The sequence below is a fragment of the Paenibacillus cisolokensis genome (assembly GCF_018403665.1).
Taxonomy (GTDB): Bacteria; Bacillota; Bacilli; order Paenibacillales; family Paenibacillaceae; genus Paenibacillus_AH; species Paenibacillus_AH cisolokensis.
The window spans coordinates 24,794-43,722 of record NZ_BOVJ01000019.1 but is presented as its reverse complement, the minus strand read 5'-3'; the positions used below and the strand labels follow the sequence as shown (position 1 = coordinate 43,722).

At 57.0% G+C, this 18,929-nt stretch carries 23 protein-coding genes; 19 read left to right on the top strand and 4 right to left on the bottom strand.

The annotated features are described in order from the left end of the window. Positions 1–204: 204 nt before the first annotated feature. From PACILC2_RS03000 to PACILC2_RS02990, 3 genes are read right to left on the bottom strand one after another with little or no spacing between them, the layout of a single operon-like run. On the bottom strand, positions 205–942 hold the full coding sequence (locus PACILC2_RS03000) for an RluA family pseudouridine synthase (RefSeq protein WP_213527390.1): 738 nt from the start codon (positions 940–942) through the stop codon (positions 205–207). Beyond that, complete coding sequence (locus tag PACILC2_RS02995; RefSeq protein ID WP_062492832.1) at positions 939–1,808, bottom strand: class I SAM-dependent methyltransferase; 870 nt, start codon at positions 1,806–1,808, stop codon at positions 939–941. Before PACILC2_RS02995 ends, PACILC2_RS03000 begins: the two co-directional genes overlap by 4 nt. Beyond that, positions 1,795–2,520 carry a response regulator gene (locus PACILC2_RS02990; RefSeq protein ID WP_062492833.1) on the bottom strand — a complete coding sequence of 242 codons (726 nt, stop codon included), beginning with the start codon at positions 2,518–2,520 and terminating at the stop codon, positions 1,795–1,797. Before PACILC2_RS02990 ends, PACILC2_RS02995 begins: the two co-directional genes overlap by 14 nt. A 76-nt stretch (positions 2,521–2,596) precedes the next feature. Between PACILC2_RS02990 and PACILC2_RS02985 the strand changes: the two genes are divergently transcribed. The 3 genes from PACILC2_RS02985 to PACILC2_RS02975 all read left to right on the top strand — a co-directional run bounded on the left by PACILC2_RS02985 (position 2,597) and on the right by PACILC2_RS02975 (position 4,999). Beyond that, positions 2,597–3,772, top strand: coding sequence for a 7TM-DISM domain-containing protein (locus PACILC2_RS02985; RefSeq protein WP_213527388.1), 1,176 nt, complete (start codon positions 2,597–2,599; stop codon positions 3,770–3,772). After that, positions 3,721–4,686, top strand: a complete 966-nt coding sequence (locus tag PACILC2_RS02980; protein WP_213527386.1) for a sensor histidine kinase — start codon at positions 3,721–3,723, stop codon at positions 4,684–4,686. The genes PACILC2_RS02985 and PACILC2_RS02980 overlap by 52 nt, the downstream gene beginning before the upstream one ends. A gap of 73 nt (positions 4,687–4,759) precedes the next feature. Then, on the top strand, positions 4,760–4,999 hold the full coding sequence (locus PACILC2_RS02975; protein WP_213527384.1) for a hypothetical protein: 240 nt from the start codon (positions 4,760–4,762) through the stop codon (positions 4,997–4,999). Between the two features lie 64 nt (positions 5,000–5,063). Here the strand turns inward: PACILC2_RS02975 and PACILC2_RS02970 are convergent, their stop codons facing one another. Next, positions 5,064–5,381 carry a helix-turn-helix domain-containing protein gene (locus PACILC2_RS02970; RefSeq protein ID WP_307860326.1) on the bottom strand — a complete coding sequence of 106 codons (318 nt, stop codon included), beginning with the start codon at positions 5,379–5,381 and terminating at the stop codon, positions 5,064–5,066. A gap of 155 nt (positions 5,382–5,536) precedes the next feature. Here PACILC2_RS02970 and PACILC2_RS02965 point away from each other — a divergent pair, with 155 nt between their 5' ends. The 16 genes from PACILC2_RS02965 (at position 5,537) to PACILC2_RS02895 (ending at position 18,921) form a co-directional block, all read left to right on the top strand. After that, a complete protein-coding gene (locus tag PACILC2_RS02965; RefSeq protein WP_213527380.1) occupies positions 5,537–5,710 on the top strand; it encodes a hypothetical protein in 174 nt (57 codons plus the stop codon). Between the two features lie 126 nt (positions 5,711–5,836). Further along, the gene (araA, locus tag PACILC2_RS02960; protein WP_213527378.1) at positions 5,837–7,327 is read left to right on the top strand and encodes an L-arabinose isomerase; all 1,491 of its coding nucleotides are present in this window, start codon (positions 5,837–5,839) and stop codon (positions 7,325–7,327) included. Between the two features lie 241 nt (positions 7,328–7,568). Then, positions 7,569–7,844 carry a GntR family transcriptional regulator gene (locus tag PACILC2_RS02955; protein WP_213527376.1) on the top strand — a complete coding sequence of 92 codons (276 nt, stop codon included), beginning with the start codon at positions 7,569–7,571 and terminating at the stop codon, positions 7,842–7,844. Beyond that, entirely contained in the window at positions 7,832–8,320 is a 489-nt protein-coding gene (locus PACILC2_RS02950) for a GntR family transcriptional regulator (RefSeq protein WP_213527374.1), read from the top strand. Before PACILC2_RS02955 ends, PACILC2_RS02950 begins: the two co-directional genes overlap by 13 nt. A gap of 99 nt (positions 8,321–8,419) precedes the next feature. After that, entirely contained in the window at positions 8,420–9,928 is a 1,509-nt protein-coding gene (gene xylB / locus PACILC2_RS02945) for a xylulokinase (RefSeq protein ID WP_213527372.1), read from the top strand. A gap of 14 nt (positions 9,929–9,942) precedes the next feature. Further along, positions 9,943–10,527: a glucose-6-phosphate isomerase family protein gene (locus PACILC2_RS02940; protein ID WP_213527370.1), complete on the top strand. Its 585-nt coding sequence runs from the start codon at positions 9,943–9,945 to the stop codon at positions 10,525–10,527. 2 nt (positions 10,528–10,529) lie between these two features. Beyond that, positions 10,530–11,216, top strand: a complete 687-nt coding sequence (locus tag PACILC2_RS02935; RefSeq protein WP_213527368.1) for an HAD family hydrolase — start codon at positions 10,530–10,532, stop codon at positions 11,214–11,216. Next, positions 11,201–12,136 carry a phosphoglycerate dehydrogenase gene (locus PACILC2_RS02930; protein ID WP_213527366.1) on the top strand — a complete coding sequence of 312 codons (936 nt, stop codon included), beginning with the start codon at positions 11,201–11,203 and terminating at the stop codon, positions 12,134–12,136. The genes PACILC2_RS02935 and PACILC2_RS02930 overlap by 16 nt, the downstream gene beginning before the upstream one ends. A gap of 100 nt (positions 12,137–12,236) precedes the next feature. Then, positions 12,237–13,172 (top strand): shikimate dehydrogenase family protein, encoded by a 936-nt coding sequence (locus tag PACILC2_RS02925; RefSeq protein WP_213527364.1) that lies wholly within the window; start codon positions 12,237–12,239, stop codon positions 13,170–13,172. 32 nt (positions 13,173–13,204) lie between these two features. Continuing rightward, a complete protein-coding gene (locus PACILC2_RS02920) occupies positions 13,205–14,233 on the top strand; it encodes a zinc-dependent alcohol dehydrogenase (RefSeq protein WP_213527362.1) in 1,029 nt (342 codons plus the stop codon). Between the two features lie 34 nt (positions 14,234–14,267). Beyond that, positions 14,268–15,086: a substrate-binding domain-containing protein gene (locus PACILC2_RS02915; RefSeq protein ID WP_213527360.1), complete on the top strand. Its 819-nt coding sequence runs from the start codon at positions 14,268–14,270 to the stop codon at positions 15,084–15,086. Continuing rightward, positions 15,029–15,313 (top strand): type 1 periplasmic-binding domain-containing protein, encoded by a 285-nt coding sequence (locus PACILC2_RS02910; protein ID WP_213527358.1) that lies wholly within the window; start codon positions 15,029–15,031, stop codon positions 15,311–15,313. Before PACILC2_RS02915 ends, PACILC2_RS02910 begins: the two co-directional genes overlap by 58 nt. A 58-nt stretch (positions 15,314–15,371) precedes the next feature. Continuing rightward, entirely contained in the window at positions 15,372–16,409 is a 1,038-nt protein-coding gene (locus tag PACILC2_RS02905) for a Gfo/Idh/MocA family oxidoreductase (protein ID WP_280515257.1), read from the top strand. Then, complete coding sequence (locus tag PACILC2_RS02900; RefSeq protein WP_213527354.1) at positions 16,409–17,902, top strand: sugar ABC transporter ATP-binding protein; 1,494 nt, start codon at positions 16,409–16,411, stop codon at positions 17,900–17,902. Before PACILC2_RS02905 ends, PACILC2_RS02900 begins: the two co-directional genes overlap by 1 nt. A gap of 1 nt (position 17,903) precedes the next feature. Next, the gene (locus tag PACILC2_RS27775) at positions 17,904–18,032 is read left to right on the top strand and encodes a hypothetical protein (RefSeq protein ID WP_280515256.1); all 129 of its coding nucleotides are present in this window, start codon (positions 17,904–17,906) and stop codon (positions 18,030–18,032) included. A 64-nt stretch (positions 18,033–18,096) separates the two neighbouring features. After that, positions 18,097–18,921 (top strand): ABC transporter permease, encoded by an 825-nt coding sequence (locus tag PACILC2_RS02895; protein ID WP_213527352.1) that lies wholly within the window; start codon positions 18,097–18,099, stop codon positions 18,919–18,921. Positions 18,922–18,929: the final 8 nt, after the last annotated feature.

Below are 18,929 nucleotides of genomic sequence, written 5' to 3'. Positions count from 1 at the left end.
CTGCACTTTTGCAGCATTGCTTTGCCTATCCATGCGCTGTCCATGCTCTATCCATGCTCTGTCCATGCTCTGTCCATGCTCTGTCCATGCTCTGTCCATGCGCTGTCCATGCTCTGTCCATGCGCTGTCCAGGCAGCTCAGGCGGCCCAGGCGGCGATTTACTGCGCTATCACTTTCCTGGCCGTTCTTTTTTATATTCCGCGGTTATTCCGCCGCCTCCGTTTCGGCCATTGCCGCCGCTGCCGCGAGCTGCTCTTCCGGCCATAGGCGCCATGGAGCCGCATGGGCGGGAGGAAGGGAGCGAAACGTCATCCACTGCTTGGTGACCGGGTGGGCGACGGCGACCATGGCCGACCATAGCGCTATCGTCCGGCCATCCTCCGGCTTGCTGCCGCCGTACTTGACGTCGCCGGCAAGCGGGCAGCCGATGGCGGCCATCTGCGCGCGGATTTGATGCGGCCGTCCGGTATGGAGCGTGACGGCGACGAGCGTCAAGCCGTTCGCCTGACCGGCCGTCCGGTAAGTCAGGACGGCTTCCTTGGCGCCGGGCGCCGGCCCCGGGAGCGCCGTTACCCGGTTGCGCGCCGCATCCTTGAGCAAATAATGGGTCAGCCTGGCGGATGCCGGCTTTGGCGAGCCGTGGACAACGGCGATGTACGATTTGCCGAACGCCCGTGTCCGTACGGCGTCGGAGAGCCGCGAAGCGGCTTTCGACGTTTTCGCGAACAGCATGGCGCCGCCGGCCGGGCGGTCGAGACGGTGGACGAGTCCGAGATACACGTTGCCCGGCTTGTTGTAGCGACGTTTCAGGTCTTCGCGAAGCAGGGTAAGCATGTCGGGATCGCCGGAATCGTCCCCTTGCGACGGAATGCCGGGAGGCTTGACGACCGCCAGCAAATGGTTGTCCTCGTATAGAATAGGAATTTCCGGCCGCATCGTCATCGCTTTGCTTCCCAACGCCCGAGAATGCCGCACGGAAGCGTCAGGCCGGAGGCTGTCACCGGCAAGCCGATTTCGCCCGCGGTAATGCTGCCGCCGAATCTCCGCTGCATCGTAAGGTGCAGCATATTGTGCAGGACGATCGGCGACAGGCCGGTCGTATACGAATTGATGAGCACGAACAGCGGACGGTCCGATATAATGGACATGCACGATTGCAAAAACGGGTACAGGCTCTGCTCCAGCTTCCACATTTCGCCGCCCGGGCCGCGTCCGTACGAGGGAGGGTCCATAATGAGCGCGTCGTATTTGTTGCCGCGGCGCTGTTCCCGTTGTACGAACTTGAATACATCGTCCGTAATGAAGCGGACGGGGCGGGATTCGAGCCCGGACAGCCGGACGTTGTCTTTCGCCCACTGCACCATTCCTTTGGCGGCGTCGACATGGCATACTTCCGCGCCTGCGGCGGCGGCCGCAACGGTAGCGCCGCCGGTGTAGGCGAACAGATTGAGCAGGCGGATCGGCCTGCCTGCGTTCCGGATCTTGTCCATCATCCATTGCCAATTAACGGCCTGTTCCGGGAACAGGCCGGTATGCTTGAAGTTGGTCGGCTTGATGTAAAATTTCAAGTCGCCGTAAGAGATGGTCCAGCGCTCGGGCAAGGCGGTCCGGAACTGCCACCTGCCTCCTCCCGAGGAGCTGCGGTGGTAATGGCCGTCAGCCTGTTTCCAGCGTTCCGTCTCGCGTTCGATCGGCCAGATGATTTGCGGATCGGGGCGGCGCAAAATGTAGCTGCCCCACCGTTCCAGCTTTTCCCCTCCTCCGGTGTCGAGCAATTCGTAGTCGTTCCAGTCTTTAGCGATGTACATGCGATGCGATTCCTTCCTTGGCGTTAAATTTGTATCCGACACCCCGCACATTGACGATCCACTTCGGATTTGCCGGGTTGTTTTCGATTTTTTTGCGCAGATTGCTGATATGAACCATCAACGTCCGAGTATCGCCCATACTGTCAGTTCCCCAGACTTCCCGGTAAAGCAGATCCAATTCGAATACGCGGTTCGGGGTTTTGGCCAGAAAAGCGAGCAGGTCGAATTCCTTGGCCGACAGGGCGACCGGTTTGCCGTTCACTTCGACTGTCCGGCCCGCCAGATCGATGACCAGCCCGTCGAACCGAATCGTTTCTTCTTCATCCGGCTGCATGCCGGAAAGCCTCGCGCTTCGGCGCAAATGGGCCTTAACCCGCGCCACAAGCTGACTCGGGCTGAACGGCTTCGTAATATAATCGTCGCCTCCGACCGACAAACCGTGTATAATGTCGGTATCGTCGCTTTTGCAGCTGAGAAACAGGATGGGAACGTCCGAGTAACGGCGAAGTTGCTGACAGACTTCGATGCCGTCGATCCCTTTGAGCAGAATATCCAACAGGATCAGATCCGGACGGACGGCGCTTGCCATGGCCAGGGCGTCTGAACCGTTGTCTGCCGTATGGACGTGATATCCTTCACGTTGGAGATATAGACTGATGAGTTCCGTCATTTCCGGTTCGTCGTCGACAACCAGAATTTTGCAACCGTTCATCTTCCATCCTCCTTGCTTTCTCGACTATTATAACGAAGCGCGAATGTTGAATCAATGAGCACGTGGAGGGATACCGGTGCGCAGGATCGTGTGGGCAGCCGTCTGCTCCGTTATGATCGGGTTATGCTTCGCCGGATACGCAGCGCCGGCCGGCGCCGCCGCGCCCCGGGCCGAAGGGGGAACGCTGGATCTGAGCGGCTGGAACTTTGAACGCGACGGAACGGTGCCGTTGGCGGGAGAATGGATGTTCTACGGCGGCCGTCTGCTTCCTCCGGATACGGATTGGCAGCGGGTTGCCGGCTTGCCCGTGCAGGTGCCGGGGACATGGAATTACTATCCGGAAGAAAGCGGAATGAAGGGCGGCCAGGGCTACGCGACATACCGGCTGAACATCCGGCTGCCGGATGGGGACGAGCCGTTCGCGCTTCATATCCCGAATATTCTGACCGCATACAAGCTGTGGGCGAACGGGCGCGAGCTGGCGTCGGCCGGAAGGGTGGCTATCGAAGCGTCGCAATCGCGAGCGGAACAAACGCCTCGCATCGTCATCCTGCAGCGCGGCGCCCGAACGGTGGAATTGGTGTTGCAGGTTTCCAACTACGAGCACCGCAAGGGCGGTATTCGCCAAAATCTGACTGTCGGGACGAGCCAGACGCTAATCGCCGCTCAGATGAAAAAAACGGCCATTACGATGATCGTTTTGGGCAGCCTGCTCATTATCGGCTTTTATCATATCGGCTTGTACGCGCTGCGCAGACAGGAAGGGTTTACTTTATATTTCGGATTGCTGTGCCTGTTCGTAGCCGCGCGGATCAGCGTGACCGGCGAAGCGATTTTGCTGCAATGGCTCCCGCTCGGCTGGGAGATTGGCATGAAGATCGATTACATCTCGTTCGCGCTGAGCGGTGTCGCAGGATACGCTTATATTTACCGGCTGTTTCCGGGCGAAGCCTCCAAAGCCTTTATGCGGGCGGCGCTCATAAGCGGCGGAGCGCTGGCGCTGCTTGCGCTGTCGACGCCGTCCATCGTCTACACGAAGCTGCTGGGAGGATATCAACTGTACATTTTCGTCGTTTGCGTCTATTCGCTGTATGTTATGGCGCTGGCTTGCTGGCGCAAACGGGAAAGCGCGGCGTTCGCCATGACCGGCATACTCGCGTTCGCGGTTACGGTTGTCCATGACATGCTGATGTACAACGAATGGCTGCAATCGACGGAACTGGTGCCGTTCGGACTTTATTTTTCATTCTGATGCAGGCGCTTATTATATCCGGCCGGTTTTCCGGCGCGCTGCGGCGCGTCGGTCAAGTAACCGGCGAGCTTCGCGAGCTGAACGCCCACTTGGAAGAGCGGATTGCGCAGCGGACGGAAGAGTTGAGGCGTTCCAACGAAACGCTGGAGCGTACGAACCGGGAACTGGAGCGGATGGAGCGTTCGAGACGACATCTGATCACGAATATTTCGCATGATTTGCGGACGCCGCTGACGCTTGTCCGAGGTTATCTGGAAGCGATGAAGGACGGTGTGGTGAAAGATCCGAAGCAGCAGGACAAATATATCGGCATGATGCTGAACAAGCTGGGAGCGCTGAACGGACTGATTCAGGACTTGTTCGAGCTGTCGAAGCTGGAAGCGGGGCAAATCCCGTTCCAGTTCGGCGATGTGAAGCTGGCGGATTGGGCGGCGCGGCTGTGCGAGCATTACGAAATCGATGCGGGAACGAGAGGGATCAAGCTGGACTGCAGCTTCCGCTCCGGCGGCGCGCCGTGGAATCCGGAGCATGCGGTCATCCGCATCGATACGGCGCGTATGGACCAGGTGATGGCGAATTTGATCTACAACGCTCTCGATCATATGGAAAGCGGCGGCCGCATCCATATCGTGTTCGATTACCGTCCCCGCGACAACCGGCTGGAAATCGCCGTGCATGATACGGGACCGGGGATCGATCCGGAGGACATGCCGTTCCTGTTCGATCGTTTCTATAAGAAGGACAAGTCGCGAAATTCCGCGAAATGCAGCGGCAGCGGACTTGGGCTTGCGATCGCCAAAGAAATCGTGGAAACGCACGGCGGCACGATCGAGGCCGACAGCGTTCCCGGCGAAGGCAGCGTATTCCGGATCAGGCTGCCGGCAAAGGAAGTGAAAGGAAGCGGAGGCTGGTGAACAGAAGGCAGGGCGGAGCGTCTTAGTCTTATCGGCCGCTTCCCTTCCGCTGTACGCGCCTACGGCGCCCGTTATGCCGGCGTCGGTTCCTGCCTGCGTTCGATCGCTTTGGCCGAAAGGGTGGCAACGGCCGCCCGAGGAAGCGGCGCCATGCCGGAAGGCGGTGGCGGCCGCCGGTTCGCCATTCGCCGTCATCTTGCCGTCGCCTCTGCTCACGGCGGCCATAGGCTTGTCCGAGCGGTTCCGGGACGCGTTCCGGCTCATGGTCGAAAGGGCGGCGGCCAATGCGCGAAAGCGGCCTGACCGGGCGTAGGCGGCGGGGCAGAGTCCCGGCGCGCAGCGGGGGTTCGAGGGCGCCTGGCGGTCGGCCGGGGCTTCTAGTCGGCTTGCCGGATCGCATCCCTGATTTTGTCGAGTGACTTTTGGCGCTTTTCCTGATCCATGTCGTCGAGCAGACGGATGATTTCGATTGCTTCCGGCGTCACTTGGGGAGCGCCGCGGCTGTGCCCGCCCCCGATCATGTAATCGACCGATACGCCGAAAAAGTCGGACAGTTTGATCAGCGTTTCATAAACGGGCTGCCGGTTGTTGATTTCGTAATGACTGTATGCCGAGCGGGTAATGCCGAGTTGTCTGGCCACTTCTTCTTGTGATAAATTTCTTTTCAGACGCAGTTCCTTTAAACGTTCTCCCATCGTCATCGTATTACTCCTCGCCAGACCGGGCTTCCGGAAAAAGGAAGTACCGGTGTACTCTTACCTGCTACTAGTACTTTATGATACAAAATGTATCAATGTCAAGTATTATCGAAAAAGCGGAAAGGAGAAAGCATGATGGTTTTGACCTTCGTATGCGATTGCGGCAACCGGGTGGATTTTTCGATACGGCGGATACGGACGAGCACGGCAGAGCGATTCTAGAGCCGGAAGACGACGACAGGCTCAAGCTGATGCAAGGCGAGGACGGCATGGTGTTTCGCTGCTCGTTCTGCAACCGTTCATACCGTGTGCTGGCGGTAAAATAATTCGCGAATGGCGGCTTCAGGCATATTGAATCGGCAGGAGAATCCGGCTACAATGGAGAGGTAACTTGTACGTACAAGATGAATCGAGGTTGTGCCATTTTAAGTTGCCGAAGGAGGCGTTTTCTTATGCTGCATACGAAGCCGTATACATTTTGGTTCGTAACGGGAAGCCAGCACTTGTACGGACCGGAGACGCTGGAGCAGGTCGAGAAGCATTCCCGCTACATAGCGGAACGATTGGATGCCGAAGATGCGCTGCCGTTTGCGGTCGCGTTCAAGCAGGTGTTGACGTCGCCGGAGAGCATCCGGCGGCTCTGTCTGGAAGCCAATGCCGACGAACGCTGCGCAGGCGTAATCACGTGGATGCACACGTTCTCGCCGGCGAAAATGTGGATTGCCGGCCTGTCGGAGCTGCGCAAGCCGCTGCTGCATCTTCATACGCAATTTAACCGGGATATTCCATGGGACAGCATCGATATGGACTTCATGAATTTGAATCAATCGGCGCACGGCGACCGCGAATACGGATTTATCGGAGCAAGGCTCGGCATCGCCCGCAAAGTGGTCGTCGGATACTGGGAGGATGCGCGGGTGCGGGAGCGCATAGCCGCCTGGATGCGAACGGCCGTCGCTTATACCGCCAGCCGCGGGTTAAAGGTCGCGCGGTTCGGCGACAATATGCGCCAGGTCGCGGTGACCGAGGGCGACAAGGTCGAGGCTCAGGTGAAATTCGGCTGGGCGGTCGACGGCTACGGGATCGGCGATCTCGCCGACCGGATGAAAGCGGTTTCCGAAGCGGATGTGAGACGGCTGCTGGACGAATACGCCGAAACGTACGACATATCCGCCGATACGCGCGGCAATCCGGCGCTGTGGGACGCCGTCGCCGAACAGGCCCGTATCGAGCTTGGCCTGAAGTCGTTTCTCGAGGAAGGAGGCTTCCAGGCGTTTACGACGACATTCGAAGATTTGCACGGGATGAAGCAGCTGCCGGGACTTGCGGTCCAGCGGCTGATGGCGGCCGGTTACGGTTTCGGAGGAGAAGGGGACTGGAAGACGGCGGCGCTGACGCGAGTGATGAAAGTGATGGCCGGCAACGAATCGACGTCGTTTATGGAGGACTATACGTACCACCTCGAACCGGGTAACGAAATGATACTGGGCGCTCATATGCTGGAGGTATGTCCGACCATTGCCGCGACTAAGCCGCGAATCGAAGTCCATCCGCTCGGCATCGGCGGCAAGAGCGATCCGGCGCGGATGATATTCGACGGACGGTCGGGCTCCGCCGTCAACGCATCGCTCATCGATCTCGGACACCGGTTCCGTCTCATCGTGAACGAGGTGGAGGCGGTGCAGCCGGACCGGAGGATGCCGAAGCTGCCGGTGGCCCGTGTGCTGTGGAAGCCGCAGCCTTCGCTGGCCGAGTCGGCCGAAGCATGGATATACGCCGGCGGCGCGCATCATACGGTGCTGTCGTACAAGGTGACGACGGAGCAGCTGGAGGATTGGGCGGAACTGGCCGGCATCGAATGCGCCGTCATTCGCCAAGGAACCGATGTTCGCCAATTCCGCAAGGAACTGCTGTGGAACGAAGCCGCCCTGCGGCTGCGCTGAAGCGAATCGGCGGCCGGGCAAGCGGCCGGATGGAATGGCCGCTTGCCCGGGGGTTCCGTTTCGTCTTCGGGTCGGCTCGGGCGTCGCCGCTTTGACCTCGGTAAATGCCTATTGACAACGATGTCATCGTGTGCTTTAATTTTCTCAACTGGTAATTACGTCGTTATAAGATAGGTGTCGTACGATGGACGTTGATAACCGTAACGGGCAAACCAAAAAATTTTAACAGGAGTCTAAGTGAATGGAGTTTGATATCAAAGAGATTGAGAAAGACGCTCCGCTTCCGCTGTACTATCAGTTGAAGGCGATAATCAAAAATCAGATCGAAGAAGGGAAATTAAAACCGGACGAACCGATTCCTTCCGAACGAGACTTGATGGACATGTACAATATAAGCCGAACACCGGTCAGGCAGGCGATCAACGAGTTGGTTGTCGAGGGACTGCTGAGAAGGGAACACGGCAAAGGCACGTTTGTCGCCAGCAAAAAAATCAGCCAATCTTTTTGGAGAATTTGAGCAGCTTCGGCGAGGAAATGAGCCAGAAGGGGCTGTCTTACAAAACCAAAGTGCTGGAGCAGATCGTGCTAAGCAAAAATTCGACCCTGGAGAAAATATTCGGACCGGACGTTCACGATTTCTATCGTTTGGAACGGCTTCGCTACATTAAAGATACGCCGTATGTTTTGCTGACTACGTATATACCTTGCTCCATCGCGCCGCGTTTGTTCGATACCGACTTCGAGCAGCACTCGCTTTACAAGACGCTCAGCGAGCAATACGGTTTTGAGATCAAATACGCCGAACGCGATATCGAAGCGGTGACGGTATCGGAGGAAGACGCCAGCCTGCTGGAAATTTCGAGCAGTTCCGCGATCCAATTGACGCGCACGGTGGCCTATTTGAGCAACGACAAGCCGTTCGAATACTCCATCGCAAGGTACCGGGGAGATTTGAGCAAGTTCACCGTAAGAGTCGATTATAAAAAAATATAGCTGTCTCCGTTGCTCCCAAAATTTTTTACGTCAACTGGTAGTTATAACATTATGTCATGATGTACGCCTCACGTCATACTATCCAAGGGAGAGGATTGAATGGCACAATACGTGATCGCGCACGATATCGGGACGACAGGCAACAAAGCCACGCTGTATTCGCAGGACGGGGAGCTGGTTGCCAGCGCTTTTCACGGGTATGAAACCTACTATCCGCAATCGGGATGGGCGGAGCAAGATTCGCATGATTGGTGGCGGGCCGTCTGCGAAACGTCGAAGTCGCTCATGGAGAAGACGGGAGTTGCCAAAAGTGATATTGCGGCCGTCAGCTTCAGCGGGCAAATGCTCGGCTGCTTGCTGGTCGACCGGAACGGCGAACCGCTGCAGCGCGCCATTATCTGGGCCGACATGCGGGCCGGGAAGCAAGCCGCGGAGCTGGAGGAGCTGCTGGGCATGCGCGATGTGTACGGGATTACCGGACATCGCATCAGCTCCTCGTATTCGGGAGCGAAATTGAAATGGGTGAAGGAAAACCAGCCTGAGATCTACGCGAAGGCCTTCAAAATGCTGCAGGCCAAAGACTATCTCGTCTATCGTCTGACGGGCGCTCTGGCCACGGACTATACCGATGCTTGCGGAACGAACTGCTTTGACCTCGTCGCTAAAACCTGGTCCGGATACATATTGAGCGCATGGGGGCTGGACGCCGGACTATTCCCCGAGCTGCACGCATCCACCGATATGGTCGGGAAGGTCCATAAGCAGGCGGCCGAACAGACCGGACTGCTGGAAGGAACGCCGGTCGTGATCGGCGGCGGAGACGGTGTGTGCGCGGCGGCCGGCGTAGGCGTGATGGCCGAGGGCGAGGCGTTCAACTACATCGGTTCATCTTCATGGGTTGCGACAGCCTCCAAGCAGCCGATCTTTGATTCGGAAATGAAAACGTATACATGGGTTCATTTGGACCCGGACCTGTATTCGCCGAACGGAACGATGCAATGCGGCGGCGGCTCCATGCAGTGGGCGACCAGGCTGCTGTTTCCGAATCCGGGCGGCAGGTCGATTTACGATCTGATGAATGAGGAGGCCCGGAAATCCCCGATCACGGCCAATAAGCTTCTCTTTCTGCCTTACCTGATGGGTGAGCGGTCGCCCAGGTGGAACCCGCACGCGCGCGGCGCTTTTGTCGGTCTCCAGATCACGCATAACCGGGGCGATATGGCAAGAGCCGTCATGGAAGGCGTGGCGCTCAACCTGAAGATCGTGCTGGACACCTTCCGCAAGGAAGGCGCGCCGATCGATCATATGTGGGTCCTGGGAGGAGGAGCGAAAAGCACGCTCTGGCGGCAAATTTTGGCCGATGTTTACGGGCTTGACATTTATGTGCCTGCCTATCTGGATGAGGCGACCTCCATGGGAGCCGCAATGGCGGGGGCCGTTGGCGTCGGCCTGATAAGCGATTTTCATCAAGCGAAAAAGTGGGTCAAGCGGGTAAGCGTGCACTCGCCCGATCCGGCAAGCAGCGAAACGTACAGCCGCTACTTTGAACTTTTTGATGAAACGTACCGTCAGCTGACGCCCGTTTACGATAAATTAAACCAATTTTGAGGAGTGCTGGAGAGATGACAGAAAAATTTATGCCGTTTGTTACCGAACTGGACTTTGCCACAGGCAAATTGAATCCCGAAGGCCATGTGATCACCCGCAATCTGTCCCATATGAAAGACATGTACTACGATCAGGAAGCCGTACGGCAGCTGCTCGGGCAAAATCCGCTTATCTACGTGGTCTACAACGTCGTCGTGCCGGAAACGGCCGCCCATATCCAGCATTGTGTGACGATTCTGTATCCCGGAAAGGTCGGCAATGAATATTTCATGACGAAAGGCCACTATCATGAGGTGCTGGATCGGGCCGAAATCTACTTTTGCCTCAAAGGCAAAGGGCAGCTGCTGATGCAGACGCAGGACGGCGCGTTCGCGTCGATCGACATGGTGCCCGGCTCCGTCGCCTATGTCGCTCCGGAATGGGCGCACCGCACCGTCAATACCGGCGACGAGCCGTTCGTCTTCTTCGCCGCCTATCCGGGCGACGCGGGACACAATTACGGCGATATCGAAACCGAAGGCTTCGCGAAGCTCTCGGTCGAGCAGAACGGCGAAGCGGTGCTGGTCGACAATCCACGTTACGGCAAAGCGGGCAAATAATTATGGCACAAATCGCACTCATTTTCGATATGGACGGCACGCTGTTGGACAGCGGCAGAATGTCGCAGCTTACATACAAGGAGACGCTGGCAAGACTGCATGCGAGACGGCTCGCTATGGATGTCGAATGGTCGGATGCGGATATTCTTTCCGTTATCGGCATGACGACGACGGAAATTTTTCGCAAGCTCTTGCCTGATGTTCCGGAAGCGGTGCGCGATACGGCATTGACTGTTCTGGAAGAAGTCGAAGCAGAATATTTGCCCATTTATTCCGCCTTGTACCCGGGCGTCCGGGAGGTATTGCCGCTGCTCCGCAGCCAGGGCTACCGGTTGTTCGTCGCTTCCAACGGCGGTGCAAAATATGTTGCGACGGCAGCGCAGATACACGGCATCGAGGAAGTCTTCGAAAAACTTTATTGCGCCGGGCTGCAGAAGACAAAATCCAAAGTCGATCTGGTCGCTATGCTGCTCGAGGAATCGAAAGCAGAGGCGGCGGTCATGATCGGAGATCGCGTTTCCGATATCGAGGCCGGCAAGGCTAACAGGATATTGACGGTTGGCTGCCGCTACGGCATTGGCGGCAACGCCGAACTGCAGGATGCGGATGCTTGGATCGATCATCTGGCCGAGCTTCCGGACCTGCTTCAAAAATGGATTAAAGAGGGTTCGTTATGCCGAAGGTACTAATTACCCCTAGATCATATGGCATGTACAACGAGGATATTGACCGGCTGTGGGAGCAGGCAGGCTTTGAAACGGTCCGCGAAATCGGTCCGCTGCCGGACGACCGCATGCGGGAGCTGTTGAGCGATGCGGACGCGCTCATCATTGGAACCGACAAGCTGAGCGAGGCGGCGATCGATGCGGCGTCCAAATTGAAGGTGATCGCCAAATACGGCGTCGGCATCGACAATATTCCGGTCGGCTATGCGGAAAGCAAAGGCATTAAAGTCTTCAATACGCCTGGCGTCAATACCGAGTCGGTCGCCGACTATACGCTGGCTCTGATATTGGCGGTTGCCCGGAAAATTCCGCAAAATCACGCCAATCTGGTCGCAGGACGATGGTCCAAAACGACAGGGATGGAAGTGTATCGGAAGACGATCGGCATTCTCGGATTCGGCGCGATCGGTCGGGCGGTGGCCAGACGCGCCAAAGGCTTCGATATGAATATTCTCGCTTACGACCCTTATGTGAGTGAAGCTGTTTTTGACGAGCTGGGCGCCGACAAGGTCACGTTTGATGAGCTGATCCGGCAAAGCGATATCGTATCCGTACATATGCCGCTGACGGCAGAGACGAAGCATCTGCTGAATGAAAACGTATTCCGGCGCATGAAACGGGAAGCCATCGTGGTCAATACGTCGCGGGGCGGCGTCGTGAGCGAACAGGATCTGTATACAGCGCTGAAGGAAGGGCTGATCCGCGGCGCAGGGCTGGATGTGTTCAGCGAGGAACCGGTGAAGCATTCGCCGCTCTTCGAGCTCGGCAACGTCGTGCTGACGCCGCACAATGCGGCGGCGACGATTGAAGCGGCGCAGCGCATGACGACAGAGTCGACGCAAAATATTCTGTCGTTTTTCAGCAGCAAGGGGGATAAGCCGTGAGCAGGGACAACGAGCCGAAGACGATCGGCCGCTTGCCGACGTACAATCCGCGGCAGGCTGCGGGCAGTAGAACGATTGCGAGAAAGGAGCGATTCGTCAAGTGAATCTGGTCAAAGCGCATGAGCCCACGTTTTATTTTATCGGTGTCACGACATCTCAATCTTCCATTATGAAGCTGTTCCCTTTGTGGGCGAAAGCGCTGAATTTGAATGCTGTCATTAAAGGGATCGATATCGAGCTGAACGCCGACCCGGAAGTATACCGCGAGGTCGTGTCGTTCATCAAGCAGGATGAGCTGTCGCTCGGGGCGCTTGTCACGACCCATAAAATCAATGTTTACAAGGCCGCAGCCGATTTGTTCGACGAACTCGATGAAAGCGCGCGTCTGTTCGGCGAGCTGTCCTGCATCTCCAAGCGAGGAGGCAAGCTCGTCGGGCATGCGAAGGATCCGCTCACCAGCCGGCTCGCGATGGAAGCTTTTATCCCGGCCGGATTCTGGTCGGAGCACCGCGGCGAAGCGCTAATTCTTGGAGCGGGCGGCAGCGGCATTGCGATTGCGTCCAATCTGGTTCATGACAGCAAAGGAAGCGATCGCCCTTCGAAAGTCTACGTTGTCGATCGGGACGAGAAACGGCTGCTCGAAATGAAAACGGTGATCGAAAACGTATCGACTTCGGTTCCGGTTGACTATACGGTCGTGACTAAAACGGAGCAAAGCGATCGCATACTGGGCAGCCTGAAGCCGTATTCGGCGGTGATCAACGCAACAGGGCTGGGGAAAGACCGGCCGGGCTCCCCGCTGACCGACAATGCCGTATTTCCATCCCACAGCGTCGTGTGGGAACTGAATTACCGCGGCGATCTGCTGTTCATGCATCAGGCGCTGAAGCAGAAGGATAAAGCCAATCTTCATGTGGCAGACGGCTGGATGTATTTTATCCATGGCTGGACGCAAGTCATCGCGGAAGTCTTTCATCTGGAAATCGACAGTGGGACGTTTGCCAAACTGGAACAAATCGCGTCCGACTTTCGATAATAGGAGGCCGCTTGGGAAAGGGGGTGACGATATTGCTTCAAGCCAGATTGGCCGGGAAACAGAGATTCGAGCTGATTCAGACGGAAAAGCCGGTTCCCGGTCCCGGCGAAGCGCTCATCAAAGTGGCGGTTGCCGGCATATGCGGAACGGACCTTCACGCTTTCCACGACAGCCATCCGTTCATTACGCTGCCGGTTGTGCCCGGTCACGAGTTTTCAGGCGTGGTCGAGGCTCTTGGCAACGGCGTCCCGGAAGGCCGATTGGCGCCGGGGGACAAGGTTTGCGTGGAGCCCTCGCTCGTGTGCGGCCAATGCTTCCATTGCCGCGAAGGCCGCTACAACATATGCGAGGAACTGAAAGTGATCGGCTGCCAGACGGACGGCGCTTTCGGCGAGTACATTGCCGTGCCGTGGGAGAAGGTGATTCCGCTCGATGACAAGATGCCGTTCGAGGATGCGGCGATGCTGGAGCCGCTGGCGGTAGCGGTTCACGCCGTCAAGAAAGGGTTGACGTCAGCCGGCAAGCGCGTTTTGGTCATTGGCGGAGGCGTGATCGGGCTGCTGTTGGCGCAGGCGGCCAAGGCTGCCGGCGCTGTCGTGGCGGTAGCGGATATATTGGAATATCGTCTGCAGGTGGCGCGGACACTGGGCATACCGCATACGATCCACACCGCGACGCGCAGCTTGAAGGATGCGATTCATGCCATTCATCCGGACGGAATGGACATCATCTACGAATGCGTCGGGCTGCCGTCGACCGTTCGCCAGTCCGTGGAAATCGCCAGGAAGGGCAGCCGGATTGTCATTGTCGGCGTCGTCAACGACGACGTGCTGCTTCCTGTCAATCTCATTCAGGATAGAGAACTGGAGCTGATCGGCGACCTGATGTACACCAAAGAGGACTTTGCTGACGCGCTTGCGCTGGTTAACAGCAACAAGGTGCAATTGCAACCGTTAAAAACGAAAGCGTTTACTATCGATAAGGTTCAGCAAGCGTTCGAATATTTGGACGACAACAAGGATAAAGCGTTCAAGGTTTTTATCACGATCGCGTCGGAATGATCCGATCCCGATTACTATTGGAGGCGAAAAGCGCATGAGCAAGATTCGTAAACCGAAATTAGCCGCATTGATTCTGATTCTGGCCATTATCCTTTCCGGATGTTCCTTCGAAGGCAACGAGTCTGCCGGCTCGTCCGGCCAAGCGGCGCAAGGGAATGCGGCCGGCACGAAAATCGACAAGGAGCGCAGCGAGATCAAGATCGGCTTTTCCATCAAAAATCAGAACGCGCCTTATTTCGTCGCCATGATGAATGCGGCCAAGAGCTATGCGGAAGAACTGGGTATCAAGCTGATTACCGCCGATGCGCAGGGTGATATGACCAAGCAGATCAACGACGTGAACGACATGCTGGTGCAAGGCATCGATCTGCTGCTGCTTGACCCGGCGGACCCGGACGGCCTGGTGCCGGCAACCAAATCGGCCAGCAGCAAAGGGGTGCCGGTAGTCATTGTCGACAGCACCATTTCCGAGAAAGCGGATTATGTGACCACCATCCAGTCGAACAACATGGAAAACGGCGTGAAGGTAGGCGAATGGGTTGCGGCGCAATTTGGCAGCAAAGAGATTAAAGCCGCCATCATCAGCGGCGAGCAGGGCAATCCGGCCGGTCTCGAACGCCGCCAGGGCGTCATTCGGGGAATTATCGAAGCGCAGCTCCGAAATCGCGGCGACAGCAAAATCGAAATTGTCGCGCAGGGCTGGGGCAACTGGGCTACGGAAGGCGGCCTGAGCGCCATGGAAGATATTCTTGTCGCGCATCCCGATATCAATCTGCTCATTACCGAAATGACAGCATGGCGATCGGCGCGCGCAAGGCGATTATCGAAGCCGGCAAGGAAAACCAAATTTTGATCGCGGCGGCTGCTGATGGGCAGAAGGAAGCGCTTGAACTGATCAAAGACGGAAAATATGGCGCAACGGGGTTGAACGATCCGGTGCTGATCATCAAAACGGGTCTGGATGCGGCGCTTCAAATTTTGGAGGAAGGCGCGACGTTCCCGAAAACCTCGTATACGCCTGCCGTGGCGATTACGAAAGAAAATGTGGACGAGTACTACAATCCGGACGCCGAATTCTAATAAAAGAAGACAATATAGCCAGTGAATCTGGCTATACTGTCGTTTTGGGGGACTGACTGTGAACAAGATCGGAATTGCTGTTATTGGCGCAGGCCGAATGGGTCGGCTGCATGCCTGGAACTTTTACCGCTATGTTGCGGACTGCAAAGTGGCGGCGGTATGCGATGCGAATGCGCAAGCCGCCAAGGCGCTGGCCGGCGAGCTGGGCGCAAAGGCGTATGCCGATACGGCGGAGCTGCTGCAATCGGAAGAAGTGGATGCGGTCGTCATTACGACACCGGTTTTGACGCATAAAGCGATTGCCGTTCAAGCGCTGGAGGCGGGCAAGCATGTGTTCTGCGAAAAGCCGTTGACGCTGCAGCTTGAAGATGCGCAAGAGATCGTCCGCAAGGTCGAAGAGACCGGTAAAGTGTTTCAGCTCGGTTTTATGCGGCGGTTTGACCGTGGATACGAGGCTGCGTGGCAAAAGGTGCGGGAAGGCGCGATCGGAACGCCGGTCTTTATCCGCTCGACAAGCAGGGACCCGGGTCTGCCCCCGGTTCCGGGCTGGGGCTGTTATCCGGAAAAGTCGGGAGACATATCGTTCGAGCTGTGCTCGCACGACTACGATTCCATCCGCTGGTTGATGAACGACGAGGTGGACACGGTGTTCGCGCAGGCAGCCGTCCTGTCCTCACAGAAGGAACTGCGTCTGTGCGGCGGACAGATGATGAACGATACGATCGCCGCCACGCTTCGTTTCAAGAGAGGCGCGCTCGGGACAGTGGAAGGCTTGCTCAATATTAAATACGGATACGACGCAAGAACGGAAATTATTGGCGATGAGGGCGTGATCTCCATCGGGCAAATGAATTATATCGACATCGCAACCGCCACGAGCGACCGTCAAATCAAGCTTCCGGCCGCGCCATCCTTTACCGACCGGTTTGCAGAGGCTTATGTCAAGGAAGCCCGCCACTTTGTCGACTGCATCAGATCCGGCTCCGCGCCTCTTGTCGGCGCGTGCGACGGGCTGAAAGCGGTAAAAATCGCGCATGCGGCCAATTTGTCCGTTCAGCAGGGGATGCCTGTCCAGGTGAATGGAGCGATGGCGTAATGGCGGCCGAATATCAACTCGAAATGAACCAAATCAAGAAGTCGTTCGGCAGCGTAAAGGTGCTGGAGAACGTCACCTTCAAGGTGCGGCCCGGGGAAATTCACGCCTTGCTGGGCGAAAACGGCGCCGGCAAATCGACACTGATGAAGGTGCTTTCCGGCGTGTACCAGAAGGACGGCGGCGAGATCAAGCTGAACGGCAAGCCGGTGGAGATCAAAAATCCGAACCAGGGCAAGCAGCTTGGCATCGGCATCATTTACCAGGAATTTGCGCTGGCGCCCGATCTGACGGTGGCCGAAAATATTTTTCTCGGGAATCTGATCCGGAAGCACGGCATGATCCGGTGGTCCGACATGAACGCGAAAGCCAGGGAACTGCTCAATCGGATCGGTTTTGACATTCATCCGCAGCAGTTGGTGGGAGAGCTCAGCGTCGCCTACCAGCAGGTCGTGGAAATCTGCAAGTCGCTGTCGCAAAACGCGAAGGTGCTCATTCTGGACGAGCCGACGGCGGTGCTTGCTCCGAAGGATGTCAGGCAGCTGTTCCTGGTGTTGAAGAAGCTAAGGGATCAAGGCGTCAGCATCGTTTATATTTCGCACCGGCTGGAAGAAATTTTCGAAATCGCCGACAGGATCACCGTCATCAAGGACGGTGCGGTAACCGGCACGGTACGGCCGTCCGAAGTGACCAAGGAAGAGCTGATCGGCATGATGATCGGCCGCAAGCTGACGACGCTGTTCCCCGAACGGAATGTTGAGCCTGGGCCGGAGCGGTTGCGGGTCAAGCAGGTGTCGACGAAGGAGAAGCTGAAGGATGTCAGCTTCACGGTACGGGCGGGCGAAGTCGTCGGTCTGGCCGGTCTCGTCGGAAGCGGCAGAACCGAAGTCGCGAGAGCGCTGTTCGGTATCGACAAGATCGAGCGGGGAGAAGTCGAGCTGGACGGCCGTCCGCTCAAGCTTCGCTCGCCGCGGGAGGCGATCCGCCAAGGCATCGGCCTGGTGCCGGAAAGCCGGAAAGAAGACGGTCTTGTGCTGGAGATGCCGATCGGCGAGAACATGACGATGACGAATACGAAGATGATCCGGCGGTTCGGCAACGTGATTATGAAAGGCAAAGAGCGTCAAATTGCGGAAAGCCTGATCGAACGGTTGCGCATCAAGACCGACAGCTACAAAAAAGAAGCCGGCAACTTGAGCGGCGGCAATCAGCAAAAAATCGTATTGGCCAAATGGTATCATACCGACACGAAAGTGCTCATTCTGGACGAGCCGACCCGCGGCGTAGATGTCGGGGCGAAAGTCGAAATCTATCAGCTGATCAACGAGCTTGCGGCCAAAGGGATGGCGATCGTGATGATTTCGTCTGAACTTCTGGAGATTATCGGCATGTGCGACCGGGTATACGTCATGAATGAGGGCGAAATCAAAGGTTCTTTGACGCGAGAGGAATTATCGGAAGATCGAATCATGAGCTTGGCCGTGGGAGGAGTATGACATGAATCAGGTGAAATCTGCCGAACAAGCCGCGCAGTCCGAAGCAACCCCGTCTGCGCCGCTCATCGTGCGCAACGAGCAAAGCGCCGAAAAAAAGTGCTGGATTTCTTTATCAAGTACAATACCGTGATCATTTTCATCATCCTCGTCATGGTGGCGAGCATGCTGTCCGACGTATTTTTACACAGCAAAATATGTTCAACCTGCTTCGCCAGCTTGCGGCGATCGGCATCATCAGCATGGGCATGCTGCTCGTCATTCTGACCGGGGGGATCGACTTGTCGGTCGGCGCGTTCGCGGCGCTGGGCTGTGTCATTTCGGCGGTGCTGCTGGCCGACTATTCGTTCCCGGTTGCAGTCATCCTGACGATTCTGACCGGTCTGGCGCTGGGCTGCCTGTCCGGCTATCTCGTAGCGAAGCGCAATATTGCGCCGTTCATTTCCACGCTGGCGATGATGACGATTGCGAACGGTCTCGCGTTCATCATCTCCAAAGGCTCGCCGATCATGGTGAACAACCGGGCGATGGAATTGTTTGACCGTGGATATTTCCTTGGCATTCCGCTGCATGTATGCGTGATGTTCATCGTGTTTCTGATCACGGTGTTCGTACTCAGAAGCACAGTGTTCGGCCGCATGATCAAAGCGATCGGCAGCAACGAGTCGGCTGTGACGCTCTCCGGGGTCAAGACGGATTTCTACAAAATGGCGGTATACTGCATTGCCGGCGGCCTGTCCGTCATCGGCGGCATCATTATTACTTCCCGTACGGGGGTCGGTTCGCCGCTCATCGGCTCCGGGCTTGAGCTGGACGCGATTGCCGCGGTGGTCATCGGCGGCGCGTCTCTGAACGGCGGGCGCGGCACAGCGCTCAACACGCTGCTGGGCGTATTCATCCTGGGCCTGATCGGCAACATCATGAACCTTATGAACGTTCCGGCTTACCCGCAACAAGTCATCAAGGGACTGATTATTATTGCAGCGGTCATGTTCCAAGTCGTAAACAAAAAGCGGGCATAAGGGCGGTT